The organism is Variovorax sp. GW821-FHT09B01 (assembly GCF_059418345.1).
This window is the reverse complement of sequence record NZ_JBWKPQ010000003.1, coordinates 553,237-577,496: the sequence shown is the minus strand read 5'-3', so window position 1 is coordinate 577,496 and position 24,260 is coordinate 553,237. Positions and strand designations below refer to the sequence as shown.

The following is a 24,260-nucleotide window of genomic DNA, read 5'->3' as shown; positions in this document are numbered from 1 at the left end:
CCACGGGCCACCCCCGGCGGCCTGGGGTCTTGGCCCGTGCGCGACAGGGCCGGGCGCGCCGCCTGCCTAGAATCGCCCCCGCCCCGGTGCGAGCCGGGGCAAGCGTTCTCAGGGCGGGGTGCAATTCCCCACCGGCGGTGATGGCGGCGTTCTTCGAACCGAAGGCGCCGCATGAGCCCGCGAGCGCCCGTGGCTTGCAACGAGCCGCGGGGTCAGCAGACCCGGTGCGATCCCGGGGCCGACGGTCACAGTCCGGATGAAAGAGAGCGCGAAATGCGGGCCGGCCCGCGCGCTCCTGCCATGGAGCGTGCGGTCTGCTCCGTGGTTTCGTGCGCCCTGATTCAGGAAACCTGCTTTTGAAGAGGCACACCATGAGTCAGATCAACGACCTTCCCCTTTCCGCCATCGCCGCGACGGACGCGCCGCGCGGCCAGCGCATCGCCTTCGTCGAGGCGCAGTGGCATTCCGACATCGTCCACCAGGCGCGCGACGCCTTCCTCGAGGAGATGGAGCGCCTGGGCGTGCCGCGCGATCGCATCGACGTCTTCGACGTGCCCGGTGCCTTCGAGATCCCGCTGCATGCCAAGCGGCTCGCGCTGTCGGGCCGCTACGCCGGCATCGTGGCTTGCGCGCTGGTGGTGGACGGCGGCATCTACCGCCACGAGTTCGTGGCCAGCACGGTGGTCAGCACGCTGATGTCGCTGCAGCTCGAGACCAACGTGCCGATCTTCTCGGCCGTGCTCACGCCGCATCACTTCCACGAGCACGTGGAGCACCGCAAGTACTTCCATCGCCATTTCGCGGTCAAGGGCTCCGAGGTGGCCGAGGCCTGCGTCAAGACGCTGAAAGGTCTGCAAGAGGTCGAAACGCTGCTGGCGGCCTGAACGCGGGCGCGCTAGTCTGGGTGGATGGCCTCCCCGTCATCCCCCACCTCACCGCCCTCCGCCGCGCCCGGTCGTTACACGCTCTACGGCGCGCCCGGCTCGGGCGCGACGCCCGTGCATGCGGCGCTCACGCTGATCGGCCTCGGCGACCAGGTCGACACGGTCGATATCGCGACCTGGGAAGGCGATGCCGAGCGCGATCGCATCGCCAACCTGAACCCGATGCGCCAGGTGCCGGCGCTGGTGCTGCCCTCGGGCGAGCTGATGACCGAGAGCGCGGCGATCCTGATCTGGCTCGGCGACCGCCATCCTGAGGCCGGCCTCTGCCCCGCACCCGGGGATGCGCTGCGCGCGCAGTACCTGCGCTGGATGGTCTACCTGCCGGCCGCGATCTATTCGATGTTCTGGGTGCGCGACGATCCCGCGCGGCTGGTGCCCGACAAGGCGGCGCAGCCCGCGATGCTCGAGCGCTCGGCCGAGCGCGTGGCCCATTGCTGGCACCTGATGAACACGCAGATCGCCGAGCCCTCGCCCTACCTGCTCGGCGAGCGCATCGGCATGCTCGACCTCTACGTGGCCGTGATGTCGCGCTGGACACCGTGCCGCGAACGCTTCTACCGCGAGGCGCCGCGCATGGCCGAGGTGGTGAAGCGCGTCGACGCCGAGCCGCGGCTGGCCGCGTTCTGGGCCGAGCGCTTTCCGTTCACGCCGGGCTGGGAGCGCGGCGAGTGACGCGCGTCGGTCCGCAGCTTCCGATAATCGCGCCATGACCCGCAAAGAAGCCACCACCGACTACCCGATGACGATCTACCACAAGCCCAACTGCAGCACCTCGCGCAACGTGCTGTCGTTGATCCGCGAAAGCGGCGTGGAGCCCGAGATCGTCGAGTACCTGAAGACGCCGCCGTCGAAGAAGAAGCTGCGCGAGCTCGCCGACGCAATGGGCCTGAAGGCGCGCGAGCTGCTGCGCACGAAGGAAGAACCGTACGCCACGCTGAAGCTCGACGACCCGACGTGGAGCGACGACCAGATCCTCGGCTTCATCGTCGAGCACCCGATCCTGCTGCAGCGCCCGATCGTGGTGTCGCCGCGCGGCACGCTGATGTGCCGGCCCTGGGAGCGGGTGCGCGAGATCCTGCCTGCCGCCTAAGGGCTGTCGGATTCGCGCAGTGTCCAGCCGTTGTCGCCGGGCGCCAGGCGATGGGTCGGCGCGAGCGCGTCGAGGAAGCGCGCATCGTGCGAAGCCACGACGAGCACGCCCGGAAAGCCTTTGAGCGCCTGCTCGAGCGCTAGCACCGAGGCGATGTCGAGGTGGTTCGTGGGCTCGTCGAGCAGCAGCATCTCGGCCGGAGCGCCGCTCCACAGCGCGCAGGCCAGCGCGGCCTTGAGTCGCTCGCCGCCGCTCAGTTGCGCCAGCGGCCGCAGCACTTGGGCCGCACCGAGCCCCAGCAGCGCGAGCCGGGTGCGCAGCTCGCCTTCGGGCAGCGGCGAATGCAGCGCATCGAGCTGCTGCAGCAATGACCTGTCGAGCGACATCGCGGCGCCGCCATCCTGATCGAGCCATGCCGGGCGCAGCGGTGCTTCGCAACGCCCGGCGATCGGTGCCTGCTGTCCCGCGAGCATGCGCATCAGGCTGGTCTTGCCGCAGCCATTGGGGCCGCCGATGCCGATGCGCACGGGGCCATGCAGGCACAGGTCCAGCGGCTTCGCGCCGGCCGGCTGCGCGGGCACCGCGCCCTCGAGCCACAGCACGCGGCGCCCGGCGGGAACCACCGAGCCCGGCATCGCGAGCGCGATGGCCGACGGTGGCGCCACGCCGGCGGCCGCCTCGCGCACCGCGGCATCGAGCGCCGCGCGACGCTCGCGCTGCCACTCGTGCTCGCGTCCCGCGTGGGCCTCGGCATTGCCCTGGAGGCGGCCCAGGTAGAGCCCGCCTAGATTGGCATCGCGCGCCCAGGCGGCGCCGCGCGCAACACGGCGTTGCTGCGCGTCGTGCTGCCGGCGCAGTTCGCGCAAGGCGGCGTCGCGCTCGTTGCGCGCATGCGCGAGCCGGGCCTGCGCGGCATCGGCCCCGCGCTCGCGCCAGGCGCTGTAGGCCTGCCAGCCGCCGATGCAGCCGCGCAGGCCGCGGGCCGGCGTGATCTCGACGATGCGGTCCATGCCCTCGAGCAGTTCGCGGTCGTGGCTCGCGACCACCACCACGCCACGCCAGGCCGCGAGCCGCTCGCGCAGCCAGCGCCGTGCATCGGCATCGAGATGGTTGCTGGGCTCGTCGAGCAGCAGCGCATCGGCGCCCGAGAGAAAGGCACCGGCCAGCGCGACGCGGGTGCGCTCGCCGCCGCTCAGGCTGTCGGCGCGGCGGTCGATGGCGAAGGGCAAGCCCGCGTCGGCGAGCGCGGCCGCGAAGCGCGCGGGCAGGTCCCAGCAGCCCTCGGCATCATCGAAGTCGGCGGGCGTGCCCTGCCCGGCCTCGATGCGCGCGAGCGCGGCGAAAGGGCGTGCGAGGCCCGCGAGCGCGGCCAGGTCCGCATCCGGCGCGACGCCGGCGTTCTGCGCCACGTGCACACGGCGCGAGGGCCGCACGATCGCGCCCGCGGTGGGTTCGCGCCGGCCCGCGAGCAGGTCGAGCAGCATCGACTTGCCGGCGCCATTGCGCCCGACCAGCCCGATGCGCCCGGGCTGGAAGGTCTCGCGGAGATCGTCGAACAGCAGGGTCCCGCCCGGCAGCGCGAAGCTGGCGTGGCGCAGCTCGAAGCCGGCGGTGGCGGAAAGAGAAAAGGAAGCGTCCGGCCCTGAACCCGGGCGCGGTGCGTGCGTGCGATGAGCCATGCAGGCCCTCCGATGAATCGTTGGCAAGGCGATGCACGGTGGTCATGCATCGCGGCGATCAAGGAAGGCTCAAAGGCGCATTTCGGGGGGACGCTCCGGAAAAAACGAAAGGGCCGTGAAAGGCCCCGGGCCGGTTTGGAGGCGGACCTCGCGCGAAGGTTCCGCGACTTTTCTCTTCTTCAGCGCCGCAGCAGCGCCGGCAGCGCCGAGGCCAGCATCGCCACGCCCGAGGCCGTCAGCAAGCTCAGCACGATCTTGCGGAAGGTGGCTTCGCTGATGCCGATGTACAGCCGCGCGCCGAGCCGCACCGGCACGAACACGGCCACCGCGACCAGGCCCAGCAGCGGGAGGGTCGACACGGCGACGCCGCCGCGCGCCACGTGCAGCGAGAAGGCCACCACCAGCATCGTGAGGTTGAAGTTCTGGATCACCGCGCGCTGGGTGTCGCGCTCGAAGCCGCGCAGGGTGCACCACAGCGTGGGCACCACGCCCGAGAAGCCGCCGATGCCGGCCATGGCGCCGCCAATGGCACCGGCCACGCCGTCGGCCACCCGGCCGCCGAAGCGCACGCGCGGCAGCCGCTGCGACATCAGCATCGCGGGGCACCACAGCACCAGCACCACGCCGAGGCAGACCTTGAACAGCTCGACGTCCAGGTGCGGCAGCAGCCAGACACCGAAGGGAATGCCCGCGAGGCCGCCGGCGACGAAGGGCCACAGCAGCTGGCGGTCGAAGCGGCGGCGCACGCTGAAGGCGGTGATCAGCTGCCCGGTCATGCCGCCGAACAGCGCGAGGATGGCCGCGAGCTGCGGGTCGAGGGTCCAGGCCCAGACCGACATCGACACCATGCTGAACGCAAAGCCGGACAGGCCCTGCACGAATCCCGCCAGCACCGCGCCGACGATCACATAGAGATACAAGGACTGCATGCGGCCGATGATATCGGCCGCCCCCTGCGAGCGAAGGGACTCAGGCCGAGGCCGGCACCAGCGCCGTGCGGCGCACGCGCGTCACGTTGAAGGCGCTCGCGATCAGCACGCCCTGCACCAGCGCCAGGCCCACGATCACGGCCACGTACTGGCCATGGTCCATCAGGCGGCCGAAGATCAGCGGCGCCACGGCCTGCCCGATGTCGAGGCCGGCGTAGACCACTCCATAGACGCGGCCGGTGGCATTGGGCGGCGTCGAGCGCTTGACCAGCAGGTCGCGCGAGGGACCGGCCACGCCCGAGACGAAGCCCATGGCGCCGAACAGCACCGGCACCACCAGCGGCGGGAAGTCGGCGAAGGCCAGCACCAGCGCCAGCGCGGCGGCGATGCCGAAGCCCAGGCCCACGATGCGCTCGCAGCGCGAGGGATCGGAAGCCAGGAAGCCGCCCGCCACCATGCCGGCCGAGCTCGCCACCATGTAGACCGTGAGGCACACCGCCACGATGCCGACCGGCACCGCGTGCAGGTGGCCGGCCGCGACCGGCGCGAAGGTCTGGACCACGCTGATCACGGCCGCATAGAAGAAGAAGAAACCGAAGCACATCCACACGGCCGGGATGCGCAGGAAATCGAACTGCCCGCCCACCGCGGCCTCGCCCTGGCCGGTGGCCTTGTGCACGGCCTTCACGTCGAGGTCGAGCACGCGGCGGTAGACCCACAGCACCAGCAGCACCACGATCGCGAGCACGCCGGCCGAGGCCAGCGCCACGCGCCACGAGGTGGCGATGGCGATCGGCACCACGAAGGCCGGCGCCAGCGCCCAGCCCAGGCTGCCGGTGATGCCGTGCACGCTGTAGGCATGGCCCAGCCGCGTGGGCGCGACCTTGCGGTTGAACAGCGTGTAGTCGACCGGGTGGAACACGCCGTTGCCGATGCCGCCGACCACGGCGCACAGCAGCAGCATCCAGTAGCTCTGCGCCAGCGCGTAGCCGAAGGCGGCCAGGCCCAGCGCGCCCAGCCCGACGAACAGCACCGGCCGCGGGCCCAGCTTGTCGACGATGAAGCCCGAAGCCGCCTGCACGATGCACGAGACCACGAAGAACACGGTCAGCACCGCGCCCAGCTCGGTGTAGCTCACGCCGAAGGCGTCCTTGAGCCAGGGGAACAGCGGCGCCAGGATCAGCTGGCTGAAGTGGCTGATCGCATGCGCCAGCCCGACCAGGCCGATCAGTTGGGCGTCGTTGCGCAGGGTGGTCGGGGCGGTGGCGTCGGGAGTGGTCGAGGCGGAGGAAGACATGGATTGCTACAAAAAACCGGGGCAAGCCCCGATGCTATGTCCGGGCTCGGCGGCAGAATGGCGATACCGCGACAACATTTGTCGAAACTATGCCAAGCGAGCCCCCCACCCCTGCGGACGGCGTTCCGCGACCCGACAAGCCGCGCGCGGCCCCGGTGCCCGCGCCGGTCACCAGCGTGGCCTCGCTCACGCCGCACCTGTACGCGCCCGACGCGGTGCGGCCGCTGCGCGCCAAGGAACACTTCCTGAGCGCCGACACCTTCGTCGAGCTGCACCAGCATCCGTGGCCGCAGCTGACCTTCTCGACCCGCGGCGTGATCCGCCTCAACACCCAGGACGGCAGCTACATCGTGCCGCCCTCGCGCGCGGTCTGGGTGCCGGCCGACATGCCGCACAGCATCATGCTGATCGAGGACGCCGAGCTGCGCACCATCTACCTCCATGCCTGGCTGGGCCCGGCCTGGGAGAAATGCGAGGTGCTCGAGATCAGCCCGCTGCTGCGCGCGCTGATGCTGGCGCTGGACACCACGCCCGACGGCCTGCCGCCCACCGACGCGCATGCGCCGCAGCGCGAACGCATGATCGCGCCGCTTTTGGTCGACGAGCTCGAGCGCGCCACGCAGATCCGCATCGACGTGCCGCTGCCCGCCGACAAGCGGCTGCGCCAGCTCTGCGAGGCGCTGCTGCGCAACCCGGCCGACCGCGCCACCCTGGCCGAACGCGCCGCCAGCATCGGCGCCAGCGAACGCACGGTGGCGCGCATGTTCCGCGACCAGCTCGGCATGAGCTGGCAGCAGTGGCGCCAGCAGGCGGTGATGGCGCATGCGCTGCCGCTGCTGGCGCGCGGCATGGCCGTGAGCCAGGTGGCGGCCGCCAGCGGCTATGCCACCGACAGCGCCTTCTGCGCCATGTTCAAGGCCGCCACCGGGCGTTCGCCGACCTCGTTCCAGCACCGCAAGCGCGGTCCCTCGTCCGCGCACGCCTGAGGTGCTTTGCGCCGGGCGGTCACGGGGCTCTGGCAAGATCGCCGCCACCCCGCCATGAACCGACCGCTCCCCCTGCCCCTGCCCGCCGCACCGGCCACGCCCACCTGGGGCGCCGAGATCGGGCGCCGCGTGCGCAGCCTGTTCCTGCTGAAGGCGGTCGGCACCACGGTCTTCACCTGGCTGTTCTTCATCGGCTACTTCCACCTGCTGCGCAACCCGGCCTTTCCGGTCACGGTGATGCCGCTGACCGCGCTCGACGCGCTGGTCCCGTTCCAGCCGCACTTCCTGGGCGCCTACCTGTCACTGTGGCTCTACGTGGGCGTGGCGCCCGGGCTGCAGCCGAACTTTCGCGAGCTGCTGGTCTACGGCTTCTGGGTCGGCGGGCTGTGCCTCACGGGGCTGGGCCTGTTCTACCTGTGGCCGACGCAGATACCTCCTCTGGCCATCGACGTTTCGGGCTATCCGGGCTTCGAGATGCTGCAGGGCGTGGACGCGGCCGGCAACGCCTGCCCGTCGATGCACGTGGCGGTGGCGATCTTCACCGCGGTGCGACTCGAGCACGTGCTGCGCGAGGCCCGCACGCCGCTGTGGCCGCGGCTGCTGAACTGGCTCTGGTTCGCGGCCATCGCCTGGTCGACGCTGGCGGTCAAGCAGCACGTGGCGCTCGATGCACTGGCCGGCGCGCTGCTCGGGCTGGCCTTCGCGCTGCCCTCGCTGCGCTGGCGTCCGGGTTACCGAGCACGCTGACTCCCCCTTCCGGCCGGCATGTCCCTGCGGTGGGAGCGGATATCATTGGCGCTCACCGACCCTAGACATACGCCGAGCGAGGAAGGGATCGATTGCAATCGATCAGCGGCTGGCAAGAGAGACCACAGGCATCGCACGATGAGTTCGCTGAAGGAATTGCAGGACCTGATCCAAGAGAAGTACGGCATCGAACCGTCGACCCTCGACCCCCATGCCTCCATGCGGGAGAAAGGCGGCCTCGATTCGCTGGCGCTGGCCGAATTCCTGTTCGCCATCGAAGACCACTTCGGCATCACCATGCCCGACGAGGACGCCAACATCGACACGCTGGCCGAACTGGCCGTGCTGGTCGACAAGGTCCGCGCCGCCAAGCCAGCGTGAACACGCCCTCGGAGGTCGCCGTCACCGGGCTGGGCGTCGTCGCCCCGCACGGCGACCATCCCGACACCTTGTTCCAGGCCCTGCTGCAGGGCCGCTCGGCCATCGCGCCGGTGTTTCCCGAACTCCCCAAGCCGGCCGCCGCCGCCACCGTCGCCTTCGACGAGAGCCGCTGGTTCACCAAGCTGCAGCTCGCGGGCGTCGACCGCGTGAGCCAGCTCGCGGTGGCCGCCGCCGACCTCGCGATGCGCGATGCCGGCATTCCCGCCCTCGCCGACAGCGGCCTCGACGCCGAGCGCGTGGGCGTCTACGGCGGCTGCGGCATGGGCGGCGCGGCGGCGCTCGAGGCCGCCTACCGCGGCAACGGCCGCGTGTCGCCGCTGACCATTCCGGCCTTCATGCCCAATGCGCCGGCGGCCCACGTGTCGATGCGCCAGGGCGTGCAGGGCCCGGTGCTCACCTATTCGGTGGCCTGTGCCTCGTCGTCGGTGGCGATCGCGGAAGCCGCCAAGGCGATCCAGCGCGGCGAGGTCGATCTCGCCATCGCGGGCGGCAGCGAAGCGCTGATCGTGCCCGGCGTGGTGCTGGCCTGGCAGGCCATGATGACGCTGGCCGGCTTCCAGCCCGGCGAGGCGGCGCGGGCGGTCAGACCCTTCGCGGCCGACCGCAGCGGCTTCGCGCTCGGCGAGGGCGCGGCCTTCGTGGTGCTCGAGTCGGCCGAGCGCGCGCGCCGGCGCGGCGCGCGCATCCATGCGCTGCTCGCCGGCTGGGGCCTGAGCAGCGACGCCACCCATCTCACCAAGCCCGACGCGCCCGGCCAGGCGCGCGCATTGCGCTCGGCCCTGCGCCAGGCCGGCCTGGCGCCGCGCGACGTGGGCTACTGCAACGCGCACGGCACCGCCACCCGCATCGGCGACGCGGTGGAGCGCAACGCGCTGGCCGCGGTCTGGGGCGACGATCTCGACGGCCTGCGCACCAGTTCGACCAAGGCGCTGCACGGCCACCTGCTCGGCGGCGCCGGCGCGCTCGAGGCGGTCATCACCATCCTCGCGCTGCGCGAACGCCGGCTGCCACCCAACGTGAACGGCGGCCAGGCCGATCCCGACTGCGCGCTGAACCTCGTGGCCGCAGGCGACGCCGACGCGCCCGCGCTCGAGGCGGCGATCAGCAATTCCTTCGCCTTCGGCGGCACGAACTCGGTGCTGCTGTTCCGCCGCGCCTGAATCGCGCCGGCCTCAAGCGGTCGGCAGTTCGCAGACCCAGTCGATGAAGGCCTGCACCAGCGGATCGGCCGCACGCTGCGGCGGCACGAACACGCTGTAGCCGCGGCGCGAGGGCGCCTCGTGCTCGCAGGCCAGCGCCAGTTCGCCCGAACGCAGCGCGCGCTCGACGTAGTAGCGCGGCACCAGCCCCACGCCGAGGTCGGCCCGCACCGCCTCGACCAGCATCGAGAACAGGTCGAAGCGATGGCCGGCAATGAGGTTCTCGGGCGGCTGCATCGCGGCGGGCGCCTGCGCGAACCACTCCTCCCAGGCACCGAGCCGGCTGCGCAGCTGCAGCAACGGTGCCGCGCGGAAATCGCCGCGCGCCATCTCGGCGCGGCCGCGGGCGCCGGGCGCGCACACCGCCACGCAGGCCTCGGCCATCAGCGGCTGCGTGTGGGCGCCGGGCCAGACCGCATCGTCGTACTGCACGCCGACGTCGAAGGGCAGGTCCTCCATGTAGCGCAGCGTCGGGAAGACCTGCAGGTGCAGGCTGCAGCCCGGCTGCAACGCCGTGAAGCCGGGCAGCCGCGGCAGCAGCCAGCCCTCGGCCAGCACCGGCACCGCGCCCACGATCAGCCGCAGGCCGTCGGTGCGCCGCGCCATCGCCTCGAGCGTGTGGTCCTGCAGCCGGATCAGGTCGCCCGAGATCTGGCCGTGGTAGCGCCGGCCGGCCTCGGTCAGCGTGGTGCCGCGCGCGGAACGCTGCACCAGCCGCACGCCGATCTGGCTTTCGAGCAGCCGCAGCTGCTGGCTCACGGCGCTGTGCGTGAGGCACAGCTCCTCGGCGGCGCGGCTCACGCCGTGCTGGCGCGCGACCGCGTCGAAGACCAGCAGCGCGCGCGTGCTCGGGATGTGACGTCGCATGGTGTTCGTTAGAAAAACTGACGGAGTCGAAGATTAAACCCCAGCACGACAGCCGACTGAAAGGAAGAATCGCCGACGCTTCGTCCTCGGCGAACCGGTGATGCCGTCGTCGAGGCTTCGAATCCCCCATGCTCCGTCGAACGACGGTTTTTCTTTCAACAGGATCCTTCACTCCCGGACTACCGCATGCCCCGTCTCGCGCCCTCTTCCCTCCGCCTCGCCCCGCTTGCCCTCGCCCTCGCGGTGTTCGGTACCGCCCCGCTCGCCTATGCGCAGAGCGCGGCGGTGGCACCCACGCCGGCCCAGGTGAGCCCGGAGGTCGAGAAGGCCTACACGCAATTGATGGCCGCGCCCACGGTCCAGAAGCTGCTCGAGGCGGTGAAGGCCGACCACGAGCGCTCGGTGGAAGACCTGAAGCTGCTGACCGAGATCGAGGCGCCGCCGTTCAAGGAACAGAAGCGTGCCGAGGCCTTCCTCGCGCGCATGAAGGCGCTGGGCCTGGCCGACGCGAAGATCGATGCCGAGGGCAATGTGGTCGGCCTGCGCAAGGGCACGGGCAATGGTCCGAAGCTGCTGATCTCGGCGCACCTCGACACCGTGTTCCCCGCCGGTACCGACGTGAAGGTGAAGGAGCGCGAGGGCAAGCTGTTCGCCCCGGGCATCTCCGACGACACGCGCGGCCTGTCGGTGCTGCTGTCGTGGCTCAAGGTGCTCAACGACAACAAGATCCAGACCCGCGGCGACCTGCTGTTCGTCGGCAATGTCGGCGAGGAGGAACTCGGCAACCTGCGCGGCATGAAGGCGATCTTCCGCGACCATCTCGACATCGACGGCATGGTCGGCCTCGAGCCCTCGCCCGACGGCAACGTGCTGGTGCTGGGCACCGCGAGCCATCGCTACGAAGTGAGCTTCAAGGGCCCGGGCGGCCACAGCTTCGGCGCCTTCGGCCAGGTGCCCAGCGCGATCCACGGCATGGGCCGCGCCATCGCCAAGATCGCCGAGGTGCGCACGCCCAGCTTCCCCAAGACCACCTTCACGGTCGGCACGGTCGGCGGCGGCACCTCGGTCAACACCATCGCGCCCGATGCGCGCATGGCGATCGACATCCGCTCGGACGACATGGCCTCGCTGCTCGAGGCCGAGAAGAAGATCCTCGCCACACTCGACGAGGCCGTGGCCGAGGAGAACAAGCGCTGGAACGTGAACACGCTGAGCGTGAGCACCAAGCTGATCGGCGACCGGCCCGGCGGTCGCACCCCACCGGATTCGGTGATCGTCGAGGCCGCCACGCGCGCCAACGCGGCCTTCGGCCACAAGACCTTGCTGCGCGGCGGGAGCACCGATGCCAACGTGCCGATCTCGCTCGGCATCCCCGCGATCATCATCGGCGGCGGCGGCAAGACCGGCGGCTTCCACGCGCTCAGCGAGTGGATCGACGTGACCGACGGCTGGAAGGGCGCGCAGAACTCGCTGGTGACCGTGCTCGGGCTGGTCGGCGTCGCGGGCGTGAGCGAGCCGCTGCTGCCCAAGCGCCCGGCGCGCACGCGCTGAGCCGGTCCGCGCGGCGACCTCCTTTCGCCACCGGGGCGGCGTATGCTGTGCCCGCATATCCATTCGCACCAAGGAGGTCGCCATGAAGTTCCGTTCCACCCTGATCGCGCTCGCCCTGCTCGCGGCCGGCGTCTCGGCCAGCGCCGAATCGAAGCTGCTCGACCAGCTCAAGAACCAGATGGGCGGCGGCGCGGCCAGCGCCGGCAGCAACGGTGCAAGCAGCGGCGGCGCGACCGCCGGGCTGGCCGAGAACCTCGGCTTCTCGATGCCCGCGATCGGCAACAACACCATGGGCAACGCGGCCGGCGTGCTGCAGTACTGCATCAAGAACAACTACCTGGGCGGCGGCGACGCGGCCTCGGTCAAGGACAAGCTGCTGGCCAAGATCACCGGCCAGAAGCAGCAGCAGACCGGCTTCGCGAACGGCGCCAAGGGCCTGCTCAAGGGCGGCGACGGCCAGACGCTCAACTTCAAGCTGCTGACCTCGAAGGTCAAGGAAAAGGGCTGCGACTACGTGCTGAAGAACGCGACCAAGCTGCTCTGAGGTCCAGTGCCCCGGCAGCGGCGATGCCGGGGTAAACCGTGCTGCCCCGGCACCGTGCGGCGCACTAACATCGCACGGTCGCGGCATTTTTCCTCTTCCCTTCGTTCTCGTGCCGCGTCCGCCCACGCCCCGCGTGCGCGACAGACCGCTTTCCATGACGCCGCCACCCGCCACCTCCGCTTCTTCCCCGTCCCTGCGCCAGCGCCTGGCGCGCTGGGTTCCCTGTCTGGGCTGGCCGCGCCCCTCCGCCGCCCTGCTGCGCGGCGAGGCGATGGCCGGCATCACCGTCGCGCTGATGGTGATCCCGCAGGGCGTGGCCTATGCGGCGCTCGCGGGCATGCCGCTGGTCACCGGCGTCTACGCGGCGCTGTTCCCGGCGCTGATCGCCGTGATGTTCAGTTCCTCGCAACGGCTGTCGGTCGGTCCGACCGCGCTCACCAGCCTGCTCGTGGGCGCCTCGCTCGCGCCGCTGGCGGTGGCCGGCAGCCCCGAATGGGTGGCGATGGCGGTGTGGCTCACGCTGATGTCGGGCGCGATCCAGATCGTGCTGGGCGCGGGCGGCTTCGGCTGGATGCTGCGGCTGGTGAACTCGCCGGTGCTGATCGGCTTCACGCAGGGCGCGGCGGTGCTGATCGCGATCTCGCAATTGCCGGCGCTGCTGGGCTTCACCGGGCGCACCATCCCGCAGGTGCTGCGCGGCGACGGCCCGCTGCCCGACCTCACGGCCATCGCCTTCGGTCTCGGCGGTATCGCCGTGCTGTGGCTGGGCAAGCGCTTCGTGCCGCGCTTTCCCACCACCATGGCGCTGGTGGCCGGCGCGGCCGCGCTGAGCTGGGGCATCAGCTACGCGCTGCGCGGCGGCGCGGTGGTCGGCAGCCTGCCCTCGGGCCTGCCCGACTTCTACTGGCCCGGCCTGCTGCCGGCCAGCACCTTCAGCGCGCTGGTGCTGCCGGCGCTGATGATCACGCTGGTGAGCTTCCTCGAGACCGCCTCGAGCGCCAAGGTCGACAACGCGCGCGCCGGCACGCTGTGGAACGAGAACCAGGACCTGATCGGCCAGGGCCTGGCCAAGCTGGCCTCGGGCTTCACCGGCGCCTTTCCCACCAGTTCCTCGTTCTCGCGCTCGGCGATCACGCTCTACGCCGGCGCGCAGACCGGCTGGGCCACGCTGTTCAGCGTGGTGGTGGTGGCCGGCGCGCTGCTGTGGCTGATGCCGCTGCTCTACCACGTGCCGCAGGCGGTGCTGGCCTCGGTGGTGGTGACGGCCATCCTCGGGCTGGTCAAGCCCTCGAGCTTCACCGCGCTGTGGCGCATCTCGCGGCTCGAGGCCGGCATCGCGATCGGCACCTTCGTGCTCACCATCGCGACCGCGCCCAGCATCTACTGGGGCGTGCTCGGCGGCCTGCTCGCGAGCCTGGCGAACTACATGTACCGCCACCTGCACCCGCGCATCATCGAGGTCGGCCTGCATCCCGATGGCAGCCTGCGCGACCGCCACCTGTGGAAGCTGCCGCCGCTGGCGCCGCACCTGCATGCGCTGCGCATGGACGCCGAACTCGACTTCGCCTCGGCCTCCACGCTCGAGCGCGCGCTCACCGTGGCGCTGGCCGACCGGCCCGACCTCACCGACGTGTGCCTGTTCGCCCAGCCGATCAACCGCATCGACATCACGGGCGCCGAGGTGTTCGGCTCGATCCGCCGCATGCTCGAGTCGCGCGGCGTGCGGCTGCACCTGAGCGGCCTCAAGCTGCCCGCGATGCAGGTGCTGGAACGCGCCGGCCTGCTGGCGCCGGGGCCGCTGCTGTTCAGCTACCGCACCGACGGCGAGGCGCTGGCCGCGCTGGTGCCGCGCATCGAGGTGCCGCTGCCGGCCGAGGCCCAGGCCGCGCACTGAACGAGCGTTCATGAAGACCACGATCGAGGAACTGCTGGCCTTCCGCACCGTGGTCGACACCGGTTCGATCACGGCCGCGGCCGAGCAGCTCTCGCAGACGGTCTCGGGCGTGAGCCGCGCGCTGAGCCGGCTCGAGCAGAAGCTGGCCACCACGCTGCTGCGCCGCACCACCCGGCGGCTGGAGCTGACCGAGGAAGGCGCGGCCTTCCTGCAGCGCACCCGCGCCATCCTCGACGCCATCGACGAGGCCGAGGAGCAGATGGCCTCGCGCCGCGGGCAGCCCGCGGGCCGGCTGCGCGTGAATGCCGCCTCGCCCTACATGCTGCATGCGGTGGTGCCGCTGGTGGCCGAGTTCCGCCGGCTCTTTCCGCAGATCGAGCTCGAGCTCGACACCGACGACCTGCCGATCGACCTGCTCGAGCGCCGCACCGACATCGCGATCCGCATCGGCCCGCTGCGCGACTCCACGCTGCATGCGCGGCCGCTGGGCACGCACCGGCTGCGCGTGCTCGCGAGCCCGGCCTACCTCGAGGCGCATGGCCGGCCGCGCAAGGTGGAGGAGCTCGCCACGCACACGCTGCTGGGCTTCACCCAGCCCGAGTCGCTCAACCGCTGGCCGCTGCGCGGCCCGCACGGCGACGAATGGCAGATCGCGCCCGGCCTCGCGGCCTCGAGCGGCGAGACCCTGCGCCAGCTCGCGCTGGCCGGCGTGGGCATGGTGTGCCTGTCGGACTTCATGACCGCGGCCGACCGCGCGAGCGGCGCGCTGGTGCAGGTGCTGGCCAGGGACACGGTCGACGTGCGCCAGCCGGTCAACGCGGTCTACTACCGCAACACGCAGCTGTCGGCGCGCATCACCTCGTTTCTGGATTTCCTGGCCGAGCGGCTCGCGGACTGAACCGCGGCGCTCGGGCTACTGCGCCTTGGCGACGAAGGGCTCGACCGCCGCCGAGCGGATCTCGTAGCCGCTCACGCCCATGTCGGCCGAGGCGTAGCGCGCCGCGCGCAGGGTGCCGCGCACATGCACCGTGTCCATCGCATGCAGGCCCTTCACCGTCTCGTGGGCGATCACGCGCACGATCTGGTTGGCCGGCGGTGGCGGCGTGTGGATGCAGGCGCCGAAGTACGGCACCAGCAGGAACTCGCGGATGCCGTCGGGCGAGGCGTCCAGCGGCACCACGAAGCCGGTCAGGCGGCCGTCGACGCCGTCGAGCGCCACGTTCACCGGCGCGTTGTCCCAGACCGCGCGCATCTCGTCGAGCATCTGGATCGCGCGCGGGTCGTTGTCGCGCAGCGATTCGAGGCTGATGTTGCGGTAGCGCTGGGTCGGGTCCCAGCTCTTGGGGATCAGTTCCTCCCACTTGAGCTCGGGCGCCACGCCGGCCGCCGCGCTGGCCGGGGCCGCGCGCTCGGGTCCGCATCCGGCCAGCAGCCCCGCGGCCAGCGCCAGCGAGAGGGCCGCGGCGCGCACGGGAGCGAAACGCTTCGTCAAGAAACTCATCGACAGGATTGTGCAAGCGCCGCGTGACCGCAGGTTTAAGCGGGACTTAACCGGCCCCTCCCCAAAAGCGGCCGAACACGACAGAATCGCGCGCACCACGAAACATGAGGAGCAGCACATGGCGGCAACGGTCTGGCTGGGGTTGACTTCGTTGGGGATCGTCCATACGGCGATCAGCCTGGTAGCTTTGGCGGCGGGGGCACTCGCACTCATCCGCTACAAGGAGATCTCCTGGCGCACCGGCCTCGGCCGGCTCTACGTCTGGACCACGGTGCTGACCTGCCTCACGGGCTTCGGCATCTTCCAGCATGGCGGCTTCGGCCGGCCGCACGTGCTGGGCATCGTGACCCTGCTGGCGCTGGCCATCGGCTTCCAGGCCGGGCGCGGCCGGCTCTTCGGGCGCTTCGCGCGCCATGCCGAGTTGGCGGCCTACTCGGCCACCTTCATGTTCCACTGGATTCCGACCTTCACCGAAACGCTGACGCGGCTGCCGCTCGGCGCGCCGCTGCTGGCGAGCCCCGATGCGCCCGAACTCAAGGCGATCACCGGTGTGCTGCTGGTGCTCTATGCGGTGGGCCTGAGCCTGCAGATCCGGCGGCTGCGCGGCGGCACCGCGCCGCTCAGTCCCCCCGGACCGGTCCGCGCAGGCTCTTGACCTGCGAGCGCTGGCTCTTGCCTTCGAGCCGGCGCTGCTTCGAACCGTAGGTGGGCTTGGTGGCGCGCCGCGCGCGCGGCACCGTCGCCACGCTGTCGACCACGGCCTGCAGGCGCGCAATCGCATCGGCGCGGTTCATCTCCTGGCTGCGGTGCTGCTGGGCCTTGAGCACCAGCACGCCCTCCTGCGTGATGCGGCTGTCGCGCAGCGCTAGCAGCCGTTCCTTCAGGTCCTCGGGCAGCGAACTCGCGCGGATGTCGTAGCGCAGGTGGACCGCGCTCGAGACCTTGTTGACGTTCTGCCCGCCCGCGCCCTGGGCACGGATCGCGCTGAAATCGATCTCGGATTCGTCGACGAGGATGGGGGGATGGCGCTGCACGGGCTGCATTGTGCGCGGTGCGGCGAAGCGGGAAGCTGGGGGGAGCGTGGGGAGAGCGGTCTGGAAGGAGGCATGTCGCGTCGGGCAGACCACCCCGCCCGACGCGCTGCACACACCCGGAGTCCTCTCCTCGATCACTCGCTCCTCCTCTCCGGGCAGGCAGAAGATTAGCGGGGGTATGGCTTCGGGCCATCCTCCTTGTGGAGGATGCCGCCACACACCGCGTTGCGTTGCTCGCGCCGGATCAGACGCGCTCGAACACCGCGGCGATGCCCTGCCCGCCGCCGATGCACATCGTGACCAGCGCATAGCGGCCCTGCACGCGGTGCAGCTCGGCGATCGCCTTCACCGCGATGATCGCGCCCGTGGCGCCCACCGGATGGCCCAGCGAGATGCCCGAGCCGTTGGGATTGACCTTGGCCGGGTCGAAGCCCAGCTCCTGGATCACCGCGCAGGCCTGGGCCGCAAAGGCCTCGTTCGACTCGATCACGTCGAAGTCGCTCACCTTGAGGCCGGTGCGCTCGAGCACCTTGCGCGTGGCCGGCACCGGGCCGATGCCCATGTAGGCCGGCTCCACGCCCGCGTGCGCATAGCCCACGAGCCGCGCCAGCGGCTTCAGGCCCTCGGCCTTCGCGCGCGCGCCCTCGGCCAGCACCAGCGCGGCGGCGCCGTCGTTGATGCCCGAGGCATTGCCGGCCGTGACCAGGCCATCCTTCTTGAAGGCCGGCTTCATCTTGGCGAGCGTCTCCAGCGTGGTGTCGGCGCGCACGTGCTCGTCGGTGTCGAACAGCACCACGCCCTTGCGCGTCTTGACCTCGACCGCAACGATCTGCTCCTTGAAGCGGCCCGCGGCGATGGCGGCCGCGGCACGCTGCTGGCTGGCCACGGCCAGCGCGTCCTGCTGCTCGCGCGTGATGCCGTAGCGCGCCGCCACGTTCTCGGCCGTGATGCCCATGTGGATCTTCTCCCACGGGTCGTGGAGGATGCCGAGCATGTAGTCGACCAGTTGCACGTCGCCCATGCGCGCGCCGTAGCGCGCGGCGGTGTCGAAGTACGGGCCGCGGCTCATCGATTCGGAGCCGCCGCCGATCGCGATGTCGCAGTCGCCGAGCGCGATCGCCTGCGCCGCCGAGACGATGGCCTGCAGGCCCGAGCCGCAGAGGCGGTTGACGTTGAAGGCCGGCGTCTCGATCGGGCAGCCGGCATCGATGGCGGCGACGCGGCTGAGGTAGGCGTCCTTGGTGTCGGTGGGAATCACGTTGCCCATCACCACGTGGCCGATGGCCGCGGGCGCGACGCCGCTGCGCTCGATCGCGGCCTTGACCGCGGTGGTGGCCAGCTGGGTGTTGGGCACGTCCTTCAGCGAACCGCCGAAGGTGCCGATGGCTGTGCGGGCGCTGCCGACGACGAAGATCTCGCGTGAGGTCATGAACTGCTCCTGGATGAAATGAACGAGAAAAGGGAAAAAGGGATCAGCGGCCTTCGAAGCGCGCCGGCTTCTTCGCGAAGAAGGCGTCGACGCCGCTGCGGAAATCCTGGCTCGCGGCGCAGACCTGGAAGGCCGCCGATTCGGCGGCGAGCTGCGCCGGCAGCTCACGCTCGAAGCTGCCGCGCATCAGCCGCCGCAACTGGCCCAGCGCCACGGTCGGCCCGTTGGCCAGGCGCCGCGCCAGCGCCATCGCCTCGCCAGCCAGCGCATCGGCCGGAAGCACGCGGTTGATGAGGCCGATGCGCTCGGCCTCGGCCGCTTCGAGCATGTCGCCGAGCATCGCGATCTCGAGCGCGCGCCGCAGCCCGACCCAGCGCGGCAGCGCCCACGAGGCGCCGACGTCGCAGCTCGCGCCGATGTTGACGTAGGCCAGGTTGAAGCGCGTGCCCTCGGCCGCGAGCACGAAGTCGGCCTGCAGCATCAGGCTCAGGCCCGCGCCGGCCGCCACGCCGTGCACCTGCGCGACCACCGGGGCGTCGATGGTGGCGAGCACTTCCAGCGCCTCGTGCAGCGGGCCGATCAGCGCGGCCGCGCCGCCCTGCGGATCGGCGCTCAGCAGCGCGAGGTCACCGCCGGCCATGAAGCCCTTGCCGGCGCCGCTCATGAGCACCGCGCGCACCGAACGGTCGGCCGCGATGGCGCGCACCGCCGCGAGGAAGGCCTGCGCCATCGGCACGTCGATGGCGTTGAGCGCTGCGGGGCGGTTGAAGCGCAGCGTGGCGATCGCGCCTTCGCGGCCGATCTCGAGCGGGGTGTCGGGGGTGGTGGTGTCGTTCATCGTTGTCTGCTCCATGGCATGGGAAGTTCAGGCGGCGGTCGCGCGCGGCTTGCGCCGCGCCGGTGCCGCGGGCACCTGCCGCAGCACCCCGTTGAGCAGCAGCGCGATCGCCTGGTCGGCGATCTGCTCGGGCGTGAGGTCGCCGTCGCGCCGGTACCAGCGGCCGATCCAGCTCAGCGCGCCGGCCAGCATGAAGGCGGCCATCTTCGGGTCGCAGGGCGCGATCGAGCCCTCGGCGATGCCCTCGTCGATCAGGCGACGGAACTCGTGGTCGATGCCGGCCTTGAGGCGGCGCAGCTCCTTCTTGAGCGGCTCGGGCAGCGGGTCCTCGCCGATGCGGATCACGCACTTGCCGAACTCCTCGCAGACGATGGCCGAGTAGCTGCGCATGCAGGCCATGAGCTGGTCGAGCGCGCGGCCCCCGTTGCGGCGCACCTCGTCGATGCCCTCCTGCATCATGCCCAGCGCCGCGCGCACGCACTCGAGCAGGATGTCGTCCTTGCTCTTCACGTAGTAGTAGAGCGTGGGCTTGGTCACGTGCAGCCGCTCGGCGATGTCGTCGAGCGAGGTGGCATGGAAGCCGCGCTCGTTGAACAGCTGCGCCGCCGTCTGCAGCACGGCCTGGCGCTTGAGTTCGCGCTGCATCGCGCGCTGGGCCGAGGGCACCCAGGGCGATTCGTCGGCGGCCTCGGCGGTCTCGGTGGAAGGGGCCTTGGCGGCGGAGGCACGGCGCTTGGTGAGGGTCATGGGGCGATCCGGGTTTGCGCGCAGGGGTAAGTCCTGATGCCGCGGCGAAGTCGCGTCTGGAAGATCGCGGACGTTACCGAGGAGTAGAAATTCTACGGGCAAGTAGCCCGCGATGCGGATGCCGGAGGAACCCTGAGGCGGCGGCGCATCGCTCACTTGCTTTTTCCCTCCTCGTCCAGAAGCCCGGACACAGGACACGACTCGACGCCATGCACGCCGACACCGAGCGCCCGCGCGCCACCTCGCCCGCCGACGGAAGCGCCGCCGCGCCCGTGCTGCGCGTGGAGGCGCTCACCCTGGCCTTCGGCGGCGTGAAGGCGCTCAGCGGCGTGGGCTTCGACGTGCAGCCCGGCTCGATCACCGCGGTGATCGGTCCCAACGGCGCGGGCAAGACCTCGCTGTTCAACACGGTCTCGGGCTTCTACCGGCCGACCGCCGGCCGCGTGGTCTTCGAGGGCGCGGACATCACGCGGCTGCCGGCGCCCAGGCGCGCCGCGCTCGGGCTGGCGCGCAGCTTCCAGAACATCGCGCTGTTCCGCGGCATGACGGTGCTCGACAACATCAAGCTCGGCCGTCACGTGCACCTGAAGGCCAACGTGTTCGACGCGCTGTTCTACCTGGGCCGCGCGCGCCGCGAGGAGGCCGAGCTGCGCCGCGATATCGAGGAGCGGATCATCGACTTCCTCGAGATCGACCACATCCGCCATGCCAGCGTGGCCGCCCTGCCCTACGGCCTGCAGAAGCGCGTGGAGATGGCGCGCGCGCTCGCGATGCGCCCCAAGGTGCTGATGCTCGACGAGCCGGTGGCCGGCATGAACCGCGAGGAGACCGAGGACATGGCGCGCTTCATCCTCGACGTGCGGCGCGAATGGGGCATCACGGTGCTGATGGTGGAGCACGACATGGGGATGGTGATGGACCTGTCGGACCACGTGGTGGTGCTCAACTTCGGCCAGGTGATCGCGCAGGGCACGCCGGCGCAGGTGCAGGCCGATCCCGAGGTGGTGCGCGCCTACCTGGGCGCGGGCGACGTGGGCGAGCTGCGGCGCAGGCTGCGCGGCCAGGCGGCGGCCACCGCGACAACGGCAACGGCGGTGGCGTGATGGATTGGGCCTACCTGTTCGAGATCGCGCTGACCGGGCTGGCCGGCGGCGGACTCTATGCGCTCGCGGCGCTGGCCTTCGTGCTGGTCTACAAGGCCACGCGGGTGGTCAACATCGCGATCGGCGAGATGCTGATGATCGGCGCCTACCTGTTCTTCGCCTTCGCCGCGACCTTCTCGCTGCCGATCTGGCTCGCGGTGCTGGGCTCGGTGCTGGGCACGGGGCTGCTGGGCGCGGTGATCGAGCGCACGATGATCCGCCCGCTGCTGGGCGAGCCGCCGATCTCGGCCTTCATGGTGACGGTGGGCCTGGCCTCGGTGCTGGTGGGCCTGGTGGAGATCGTCTGGACCGCCGACCAGCGCCGGCTGCCGGAGTTCATGCCGAGCGCGCCGGTGATGGTGGGCGAAGCCTTCCTGGCGCCCAAGGTGGCCTACGGCGCGCTCGCGGCGCTGGTGCTGATCGTGCTGGTGCTGCTGCTGTTCCGCTTCTGGCGCGGCGGCGTGGCCTTGCGTGCCACGGCGTCGGACCAGGGCGCGGCCTACATGATGGGCATCAACGTGCCGCGCGTGTTCTCGCTGGCCTGGGTGGCCTCGGCCATGATCGCGGCGGTCGCGGGCATCGTGGTCGGCGCGATCGGCGGCATCTCCTCGTCGATGGGGATCTTCGGCCTCTCGGTGCTGGTTGTTGTGATCGTGGGTGGTCTGGACAGCGTGCTCGGCGCGCTGGTGGGCGGTCTCTTCATCGGGCTGGTGGAGGCGCTGGCCGGGTCCTACCTCGGCGGCGAATACAAGCTGCTCGCGACCTTCGTGGTGCTGGTGATCGTGCTAATGATCCGGCCTTACGGGTTGTTCGGTACGCATGAAATCGAGAGGCTCTGATGATGGTCTTCTCTTTCTCGTTACGTACGGGGCGGGCTCGCGCCGGCGGGGTACTCCCCTCCGCGAATGTCCCCCGCCCTTCGGGCTCCTCCTTGATTTCGCTGCGGGGAGTACCCCACCGGCGCGCGCCTGACGCGCAGCAGTTGATCGGCCGGCACCACCGCTGCGCCTCCGTGCACAGGGCAGTGGGTGCTTCCTGCAGCGAAATAAAGGAGGAGCCGAAGGCGGGGGACATTCGCGGAGGGAAGTACCCGCTGTCCTGTGCACGCGCCCCGGCGCATCCTCGCACCTCTTCAAAGCAGGCACGCAGATGCGCATAGGCACCCTCAAACAAAGCTACATCGCCGACGCCGCGCTGTTCGATTCCCGCACCCAGAAGACCTGGTTGTGGATCGGCGCCGCCCTGCTCATGCTGTTCCCCTTCATGGCCAGCGACTACTGGCTCTACCTCGCCTGCCTCGTCGCCATCAACGTTGCGAGCGCCACCGGCCTCAACATCCTCACCGGCTACACCGGCCTCGTGAGCATGGGCCAGGCCGCGTTCATGGGCCTCGGTGCCTACACCGTCGCCATACTGCAGATCCGCTTCGGCACGCCCTTCCTGTTCAACCTCTTCGCGGGCGGCGTCGTGGCCATGGTGGGCGGGCTCGTCGTCGGCATTCCCTCGCTGCGGGTCAAGGGTTTGTACCTCGCCATCGCCACCATCGCGGCCTCGTTCATCACCCACTTCCTGTTCGCCAACCTCAAGCTCACCGGGGGTACCACCGGCCTGTCGCTGCCGCCCGCGCAGCTCTTCGGCATCGCACTCGACACCTCGTTCCGCTTGTACTGGCTGATCCTGCCGATCACCTTGCTGATGCTGCTGGGCGCCGCCAACCTGTTTCGCACCCGCGTGGGCCGCGCCTTCATCGCCATCCGCGATCGCGACATCTCGGCCGAAGTGTTGGGCATTCCGCTGCTGCGCTACAAGCTGCTCTCGTTCGGCCTCTCGTCGTTCTATGCCGGCGTGGCCGGCGGCCTCTGGGCCTACTTCTTCCGTGTCGTCACGCCCGAGAGCTTTCCGCTGCTGATGTCGATCTTCTTCCTCGCCGCCATCATCGTCGGCGGCATGGGCTCGATCCTCGGCGGCATCCTCGGCGCGGTGTTCATGACCATGGTGCCCGAGCTGCTCAAGCTGGTGTTCGACCTGCTGCCGGGCGGCCACGAGATGACCGTCTTCCTGTCGCCGGTGCGCACGGTCGTCTTCGGCCTGCTGATCGTCGGCTTCCTGGTGTTCGAGCCGCACGGGCTCGCCGAAGTGTGGCGGCGCATCCGCCGTTTCTTTCATCTGTGGCCTTTCAAGAACTGACAAGGAGACGAAGCATGGCATCCGACAAGAAGACCCCCGTCCTGCGCCGCCGCGAACTCATCGTGGCCGCCGGCGCCGCGCTCGCAGCGCCGCTCAGCGTGTATGCCCAGTCGGGCGAGGACATCGTCATCGGCGGCTCGATCCCGATGACCGGCGTGTTCGCCTTCGCGGGCATCGGCATCAACGCCGGTATCGCCGACTACGTGAAGATCGTCAACGACGGCGGCGGCATCAAGGGCCGCAAGCTGCGCTACGTGCCCGAGGACACCGGCTACAAGGTCGACGTCTCGGTCGCCACCTACAAGAAGATCACCAGCCAGAACAAGGTCAATCTCTACTACGGCGATTCGACCGGCTTCTCGAAGACCATCAACCCCGAGCTCGACCGCAGCGGCCAGATCCTCATGGCCGGCGCCTCGTTCGCCACCGAGCTCAACGACCCGGCCAAGTACCCGAACCAGTTCCTGGTCGGCCCCGACTACACCGAGATGATCGGCATCCTGCTGCGCCACATCGCCAAGGAGAAGCCCGGCGCGAAGGTGGCCTTCGTCTATTCCGATTCCGAGTTCGGCCGCGACCCCATCGAGTCGAGCGAGGCGGCCGCCAAGAAGCTGGGCCTCACGGTGCCCGTCAAGATCATGACGCCCGCCGGCAGCGTCGACGTCTCGACCGAGGTCATCAAGCTGCGCCGCGCCGCGCCCGACTACACCATCTTCCACGGCTACGTGCTCGCGCCCATTCCCGAGTTCGTGCAGCAGGGCAAGCAGATGGGCATGACCACCAAGTGGATGGGCACCTTCTGGACCATGGACAGCTCCACCGTCATGAAGATGGGCGAGGCCGGCGACGGCTTCATGGGCGTCATGCCCTACCGCTACTATTACGACACCTCGGCCAAGGCACCGATGCTCGAGAAGATCCGCGCGCTGCGCCCCGAGTACCAGAGCACCGCCTACACCCAGGGCTTCCTCACCGCCATGCTGTTCACCGAGGCCGCCAAGCGCACCCTCGATGCCGGCAAGCCGCTGGACGGCAAGAACCTCAAGGCCGCGCTCAACAGCATCAAGGACTTCGACACCGGCGGCCTGATCGGCGTGCCGATCACCATCAAGGGCAACTCCATTCCGGTGGGCCGCGTCTACCGCGCCGACATGAAGGCGCAGAAGATGGTGGCGGCATCCGACTGGATCTCGCTCGACAAGTGAGCGGACGGC

Annotated in this window: 25 protein-coding genes and 1 riboswitch; of the genes, 16 read left to right on the top strand and 9 right to left on the bottom strand. The window is 70.4% G+C overall.

Translation table 11 applies throughout. From position 1 onward, the window contains the following. Nucleotides 1–100: 100 nt before the first annotated feature. Nucleotides 101–272, top strand: a riboswitch (FMN riboswitch). Between the two features lie 99 nt (nucleotides 273–371). Genes AC07RV_RS14135 through arsC form a run of 3 tightly spaced genes read left to right on the top strand, consistent with a single transcriptional unit; the run spans nucleotide 372 to nucleotide 2,034 of the window. Next, nucleotides 372–884 (top strand): 6,7-dimethyl-8-ribityllumazine synthase, encoded by a 513-nt coding sequence (locus AC07RV_RS14135; protein WP_093342920.1) that lies wholly within the window; start codon nucleotides 372–374, stop codon nucleotides 882–884. A 24-nt stretch (nucleotides 885–908) separates the two neighbouring features. Beyond that, on the top strand, nucleotides 909–1,616 hold the full coding sequence (locus tag AC07RV_RS14130; RefSeq protein WP_296781337.1) for a glutathione S-transferase family protein: 708 nt from the start codon (nucleotides 909–911) through the stop codon (nucleotides 1,614–1,616). Between the two features lie 34 nt (nucleotides 1,617–1,650). Further along, on the top strand, nucleotides 1,651–2,034 hold the full coding sequence (arsC, locus tag AC07RV_RS14125; protein ID WP_208509690.1) for an arsenate reductase (glutaredoxin): 384 nt from the start codon (nucleotides 1,651–1,653) through the stop codon (nucleotides 2,032–2,034). Here the strand turns inward: arsC and AC07RV_RS14120 are convergent. The 3 genes from AC07RV_RS14120 to AC07RV_RS14110 all read right to left on the bottom strand — a co-directional run bounded on the left by AC07RV_RS14120 (nucleotide 2,031) and on the right by AC07RV_RS14110 (nucleotide 5,939). Beyond that, complete coding sequence (locus AC07RV_RS14120; protein ID WP_296781338.1) at nucleotides 2,031–3,713, bottom strand: ATP-binding cassette domain-containing protein; 1,683 nt, start codon at nucleotides 3,711–3,713, stop codon at nucleotides 2,031–2,033. The genes arsC and AC07RV_RS14120 overlap by 4 nt on opposite strands. 179 nt (nucleotides 3,714–3,892) lie before the next feature. Further along, a complete protein-coding gene (locus AC07RV_RS14115; RefSeq protein WP_296781339.1) occupies nucleotides 3,893–4,642 on the bottom strand; it encodes a sulfite exporter TauE/SafE family protein in 750 nt (249 codons plus the stop codon). 40 nt (nucleotides 4,643–4,682) lie between these two features. Further along, on the bottom strand, nucleotides 4,683–5,939 hold the full coding sequence (locus tag AC07RV_RS14110; protein ID WP_296781340.1) for an MFS transporter: 1,257 nt from the start codon (nucleotides 5,937–5,939) through the stop codon (nucleotides 4,683–4,685). A gap of 89 nt (nucleotides 5,940–6,028) precedes the next feature. Here AC07RV_RS14110 and AC07RV_RS14105 point away from each other — a divergent pair, with 89 nt between their 5' ends. The 4 genes from AC07RV_RS14105 to AC07RV_RS14090 all read left to right on the top strand — a co-directional run bounded on the left by AC07RV_RS14105 (nucleotide 6,029) and on the right by AC07RV_RS14090 (nucleotide 9,273). Continuing rightward, nucleotides 6,029–6,925 (top strand): AraC family transcriptional regulator, encoded by an 897-nt coding sequence (locus tag AC07RV_RS14105; protein ID WP_256222509.1) that lies wholly within the window; start codon nucleotides 6,029–6,031, stop codon nucleotides 6,923–6,925. Nucleotides 6,926–6,979: 54 nt separating this feature from the next. After that, complete coding sequence (locus AC07RV_RS14100; protein ID WP_208511196.1) at nucleotides 6,980–7,672, top strand: phosphatase PAP2 family protein; 693 nt, start codon at nucleotides 6,980–6,982, stop codon at nucleotides 7,670–7,672. 138 nt (nucleotides 7,673–7,810) lie between these two features. After that, the gene (locus AC07RV_RS14095) at nucleotides 7,811–8,053 is read left to right on the top strand and encodes an acyl carrier protein (RefSeq protein ID WP_057597863.1); all 243 of its coding nucleotides are present in this window, start codon (nucleotides 7,811–7,813) and stop codon (nucleotides 8,051–8,053) included. Continuing rightward, nucleotides 8,050–9,273: a beta-ketoacyl-[acyl-carrier-protein] synthase family protein gene (locus tag AC07RV_RS14090; RefSeq protein WP_296781341.1), complete on the top strand. Its 1,224-nt coding sequence runs from the start codon at nucleotides 8,050–8,052 to the stop codon at nucleotides 9,271–9,273. The genes AC07RV_RS14095 and AC07RV_RS14090 overlap by 4 nt, the downstream gene beginning before the upstream one ends. 12 nt (nucleotides 9,274–9,285) lie before the next feature. Here AC07RV_RS14090 and AC07RV_RS14085 read toward each other — a convergent pair whose 3' ends face one another. Beyond that, on the bottom strand, nucleotides 9,286–10,179 hold the full coding sequence (locus AC07RV_RS14085) for a LysR substrate-binding domain-containing protein (RefSeq protein WP_296781342.1): 894 nt from the start codon (nucleotides 10,177–10,179) through the stop codon (nucleotides 9,286–9,288). Between the two features lie 186 nt (nucleotides 10,180–10,365). Between AC07RV_RS14085 and AC07RV_RS14080 the strand changes: the two genes are divergently transcribed. From AC07RV_RS14080 to AC07RV_RS14065, 4 genes are all read left to right on the top strand, one after another. Next, the gene (locus tag AC07RV_RS14080) at nucleotides 10,366–11,730 is read left to right on the top strand and encodes a M20/M25/M40 family metallo-hydrolase (protein ID WP_492716194.1); all 1,365 of its coding nucleotides are present in this window, start codon (nucleotides 10,366–10,368) and stop codon (nucleotides 11,728–11,730) included. Between the two features lie 82 nt (nucleotides 11,731–11,812). After that, nucleotides 11,813–12,274 (top strand): DUF2501 domain-containing protein, encoded by a 462-nt coding sequence (locus AC07RV_RS14075; RefSeq protein ID WP_296777982.1) that lies wholly within the window; start codon nucleotides 11,813–11,815, stop codon nucleotides 12,272–12,274. Nucleotides 12,275–12,428: 154 nt separating this feature from the next. Continuing rightward, nucleotides 12,429–14,168: a SulP family inorganic anion transporter gene (locus AC07RV_RS14070; protein WP_296777985.1), complete on the top strand. Its 1,740-nt coding sequence runs from the start codon at nucleotides 12,429–12,431 to the stop codon at nucleotides 14,166–14,168. A 10-nt stretch (nucleotides 14,169–14,178) separates the two neighbouring features. Then, entirely contained in the window at nucleotides 14,179–15,066 is an 888-nt protein-coding gene (locus AC07RV_RS14065; RefSeq protein ID WP_296777989.1) for a LysR family transcriptional regulator, read from the top strand. 15 nt (nucleotides 15,067–15,081) lie between these two features. Here the strand turns inward: AC07RV_RS14065 and AC07RV_RS14060 are convergent, their stop codons facing one another. Beyond that, the gene (locus tag AC07RV_RS14060) at nucleotides 15,082–15,669 is read right to left on the bottom strand and encodes a DUF3299 domain-containing protein (protein ID WP_296777991.1); all 588 of its coding nucleotides are present in this window, start codon (nucleotides 15,667–15,669) and stop codon (nucleotides 15,082–15,084) included. A gap of 118 nt (nucleotides 15,670–15,787) precedes the next feature. Between AC07RV_RS14060 and AC07RV_RS14055 the strand changes: the two genes are divergently transcribed. Beyond that, nucleotides 15,788–16,324, top strand: coding sequence for a hypothetical protein (locus tag AC07RV_RS14055; protein ID WP_296777993.1), 537 nt, complete (start codon nucleotides 15,788–15,790; stop codon nucleotides 16,322–16,324). Here the strand turns inward: AC07RV_RS14055 and arfB are convergent. The 4 genes from arfB to AC07RV_RS14035 form a co-directional block, all read right to left on the bottom strand. After that, nucleotides 16,290–16,712: an alternative ribosome rescue aminoacyl-tRNA hydrolase ArfB gene (arfB, locus tag AC07RV_RS14050; RefSeq protein WP_444814485.1), complete on the bottom strand. Its 423-nt coding sequence runs from the start codon at nucleotides 16,710–16,712 to the stop codon at nucleotides 16,290–16,292. The two genes, AC07RV_RS14055 and arfB, sit on opposite strands and share 35 nt — an antisense overlap. Nucleotides 16,713–16,947: 235 nt before the next feature. After that, nucleotides 16,948–18,132, bottom strand: a complete 1,185-nt coding sequence (locus AC07RV_RS14045; RefSeq protein ID WP_296777997.1) for an acetyl-CoA C-acyltransferase family protein — start codon at nucleotides 18,130–18,132, stop codon at nucleotides 16,948–16,950. 43 nt (nucleotides 18,133–18,175) lie between these two features. After that, complete coding sequence (locus tag AC07RV_RS14040; RefSeq protein WP_296778001.1) at nucleotides 18,176–18,970, bottom strand: enoyl-CoA hydratase/isomerase family protein; 795 nt, start codon at nucleotides 18,968–18,970, stop codon at nucleotides 18,176–18,178. Between the two features lie 27 nt (nucleotides 18,971–18,997). Continuing rightward, nucleotides 18,998–19,717 (bottom strand): TetR/AcrR family transcriptional regulator, encoded by a 720-nt coding sequence (locus AC07RV_RS14035; RefSeq protein ID WP_444814484.1) that lies wholly within the window; start codon nucleotides 19,715–19,717, stop codon nucleotides 18,998–19,000. A 209-nt stretch (nucleotides 19,718–19,926) separates the two neighbouring features. Between AC07RV_RS14035 and AC07RV_RS14030 the strand changes: the two genes are divergently transcribed. The 4 genes from AC07RV_RS14030 to AC07RV_RS14015 all read left to right on the top strand — a co-directional run bounded on the left by AC07RV_RS14030 (nucleotide 19,927) and on the right by AC07RV_RS14015 (nucleotide 24,251). Further along, on the top strand, nucleotides 19,927–20,820 hold the full coding sequence (locus tag AC07RV_RS14030; protein WP_093342947.1) for an ABC transporter ATP-binding protein: 894 nt from the start codon (nucleotides 19,927–19,929) through the stop codon (nucleotides 20,818–20,820). Beyond that, nucleotides 20,820–21,698: a branched-chain amino acid ABC transporter permease gene (locus AC07RV_RS14025; protein ID WP_057595845.1), complete on the top strand. Its 879-nt coding sequence runs from the start codon at nucleotides 20,820–20,822 to the stop codon at nucleotides 21,696–21,698. Before AC07RV_RS14030 ends, AC07RV_RS14025 begins: the two co-directional genes overlap by 1 nt. A gap of 310 nt (nucleotides 21,699–22,008) precedes the next feature. Further along, a complete protein-coding gene (locus tag AC07RV_RS14020) occupies nucleotides 22,009–23,046 on the top strand; it encodes a branched-chain amino acid ABC transporter permease (RefSeq protein WP_296778005.1) in 1,038 nt (345 codons plus the stop codon). Between the two features lie 14 nt (nucleotides 23,047–23,060). Further along, a complete protein-coding gene (locus AC07RV_RS14015) occupies nucleotides 23,061–24,251 on the top strand; it encodes an ABC transporter substrate-binding protein (RefSeq protein WP_208511168.1) in 1,191 nt (396 codons plus the stop codon). Nucleotides 24,252–24,260: the final 9 nt, after the last annotated feature.

Bases quoted from the DNA above. Each gene is read 5' to 3' on its own strand.
- AC07RV_RS14135 (WP_093342920.1), top strand. From the start codon at position 372: ATGAGTCAGATCAACGACCTTCCCCTTTCCGCCATCGCCGCGACGGAC.
- AC07RV_RS14130 (WP_296781337.1), top strand. From the start codon at position 909: ATGGCCTCCCCGTCATCCCCCACCTCACCGCCCTCCGCCGCGCCCGGT.
- arsC (WP_208509690.1), top strand. From the start codon at position 1,651: ATGACCCGCAAAGAAGCCACCACCGACTACCCGATGACGATCTACCAC.
- AC07RV_RS14120 (WP_296781338.1), bottom strand. From the start codon at position 3,713: ATGGCTCATCGCACGCACGCACCGCGCCCGGGTTCAGGGCCGGACGCT.
- AC07RV_RS14115 (WP_296781339.1), bottom strand. From the start codon at position 4,642: ATGCAGTCCTTGTATCTCTATGTGATCGTCGGCGCGGTGCTGGCGGGA.
- AC07RV_RS14110 (WP_296781340.1), bottom strand. From the start codon at position 5,939: ATGTCTTCCTCCGCCTCGACCACTCCCGACGCCACCGCCCCGACCACC.
- AC07RV_RS14105 (WP_256222509.1), top strand. From the start codon at position 6,029: ATGCCAAGCGAGCCCCCCACCCCTGCGGACGGCGTTCCGCGACCCGAC.
- AC07RV_RS14100 (WP_208511196.1), top strand. From the start codon at position 6,980: ATGAACCGACCGCTCCCCCTGCCCCTGCCCGCCGCACCGGCCACGCCC.
- AC07RV_RS14095 (WP_057597863.1), top strand. From the start codon at position 7,811: ATGAGTTCGCTGAAGGAATTGCAGGACCTGATCCAAGAGAAGTACGGC.
- AC07RV_RS14085 (WP_296781342.1), bottom strand. From the start codon at position 10,179: ATGCGACGTCACATCCCGAGCACGCGCGCGCTGCTGGTCTTCGACGCG.
- AC07RV_RS14080 (WP_492716194.1), top strand. From the start codon at position 10,366: ATGCCCCGTCTCGCGCCCTCTTCCCTCCGCCTCGCCCCGCTTGCCCTC.
- AC07RV_RS14075 (WP_296777982.1), top strand. From the start codon at position 11,813: ATGAAGTTCCGTTCCACCCTGATCGCGCTCGCCCTGCTCGCGGCCGGC.
- AC07RV_RS14070 (WP_296777985.1), top strand. From the start codon at position 12,429: ATGACGCCGCCACCCGCCACCTCCGCTTCTTCCCCGTCCCTGCGCCAG.
- AC07RV_RS14065 (WP_296777989.1), top strand. From the start codon at position 14,179: ATGAAGACCACGATCGAGGAACTGCTGGCCTTCCGCACCGTGGTCGAC.
- AC07RV_RS14060 (WP_296777991.1), bottom strand. From the start codon at position 15,669: ATGAGTTTCTTGACGAAGCGTTTCGCTCCCGTGCGCGCCGCGGCCCTC.
- AC07RV_RS14055 (WP_296777993.1), top strand. From the start codon at position 15,788: ATGGCGGCAACGGTCTGGCTGGGGTTGACTTCGTTGGGGATCGTCCAT.
- arfB (WP_444814485.1), bottom strand. From the start codon at position 16,712: ATGCAGCCCGTGCAGCGCCATCCCCCCATCCTCGTCGACGAATCCGAG.
- AC07RV_RS14045 (WP_296777997.1), bottom strand. From the start codon at position 18,132: ATGACCTCACGCGAGATCTTCGTCGTCGGCAGCGCCCGCACAGCCATC.
- AC07RV_RS14040 (WP_296778001.1), bottom strand. From the start codon at position 18,970: ATGAACGACACCACCACCCCCGACACCCCGCTCGAGATCGGCCGCGAA.
- AC07RV_RS14035 (WP_444814484.1), bottom strand. From the start codon at position 19,717: ATGACCCTCACCAAGCGCCGTGCCTCCGCCGCCAAGGCCCCTTCCACC.
- AC07RV_RS14030 (WP_093342947.1), top strand. From the start codon at position 19,927: ATGCACGCCGACACCGAGCGCCCGCGCGCCACCTCGCCCGCCGACGGA.
- AC07RV_RS14025 (WP_057595845.1), top strand. From the start codon at position 20,820: ATGGATTGGGCCTACCTGTTCGAGATCGCGCTGACCGGGCTGGCCGGC.
- AC07RV_RS14020 (WP_296778005.1), top strand. From the start codon at position 22,009: ATGCGCATAGGCACCCTCAAACAAAGCTACATCGCCGACGCCGCGCTG.
- AC07RV_RS14015 (WP_208511168.1), top strand. From the start codon at position 23,061: ATGGCATCCGACAAGAAGACCCCCGTCCTGCGCCGCCGCGAACTCATC.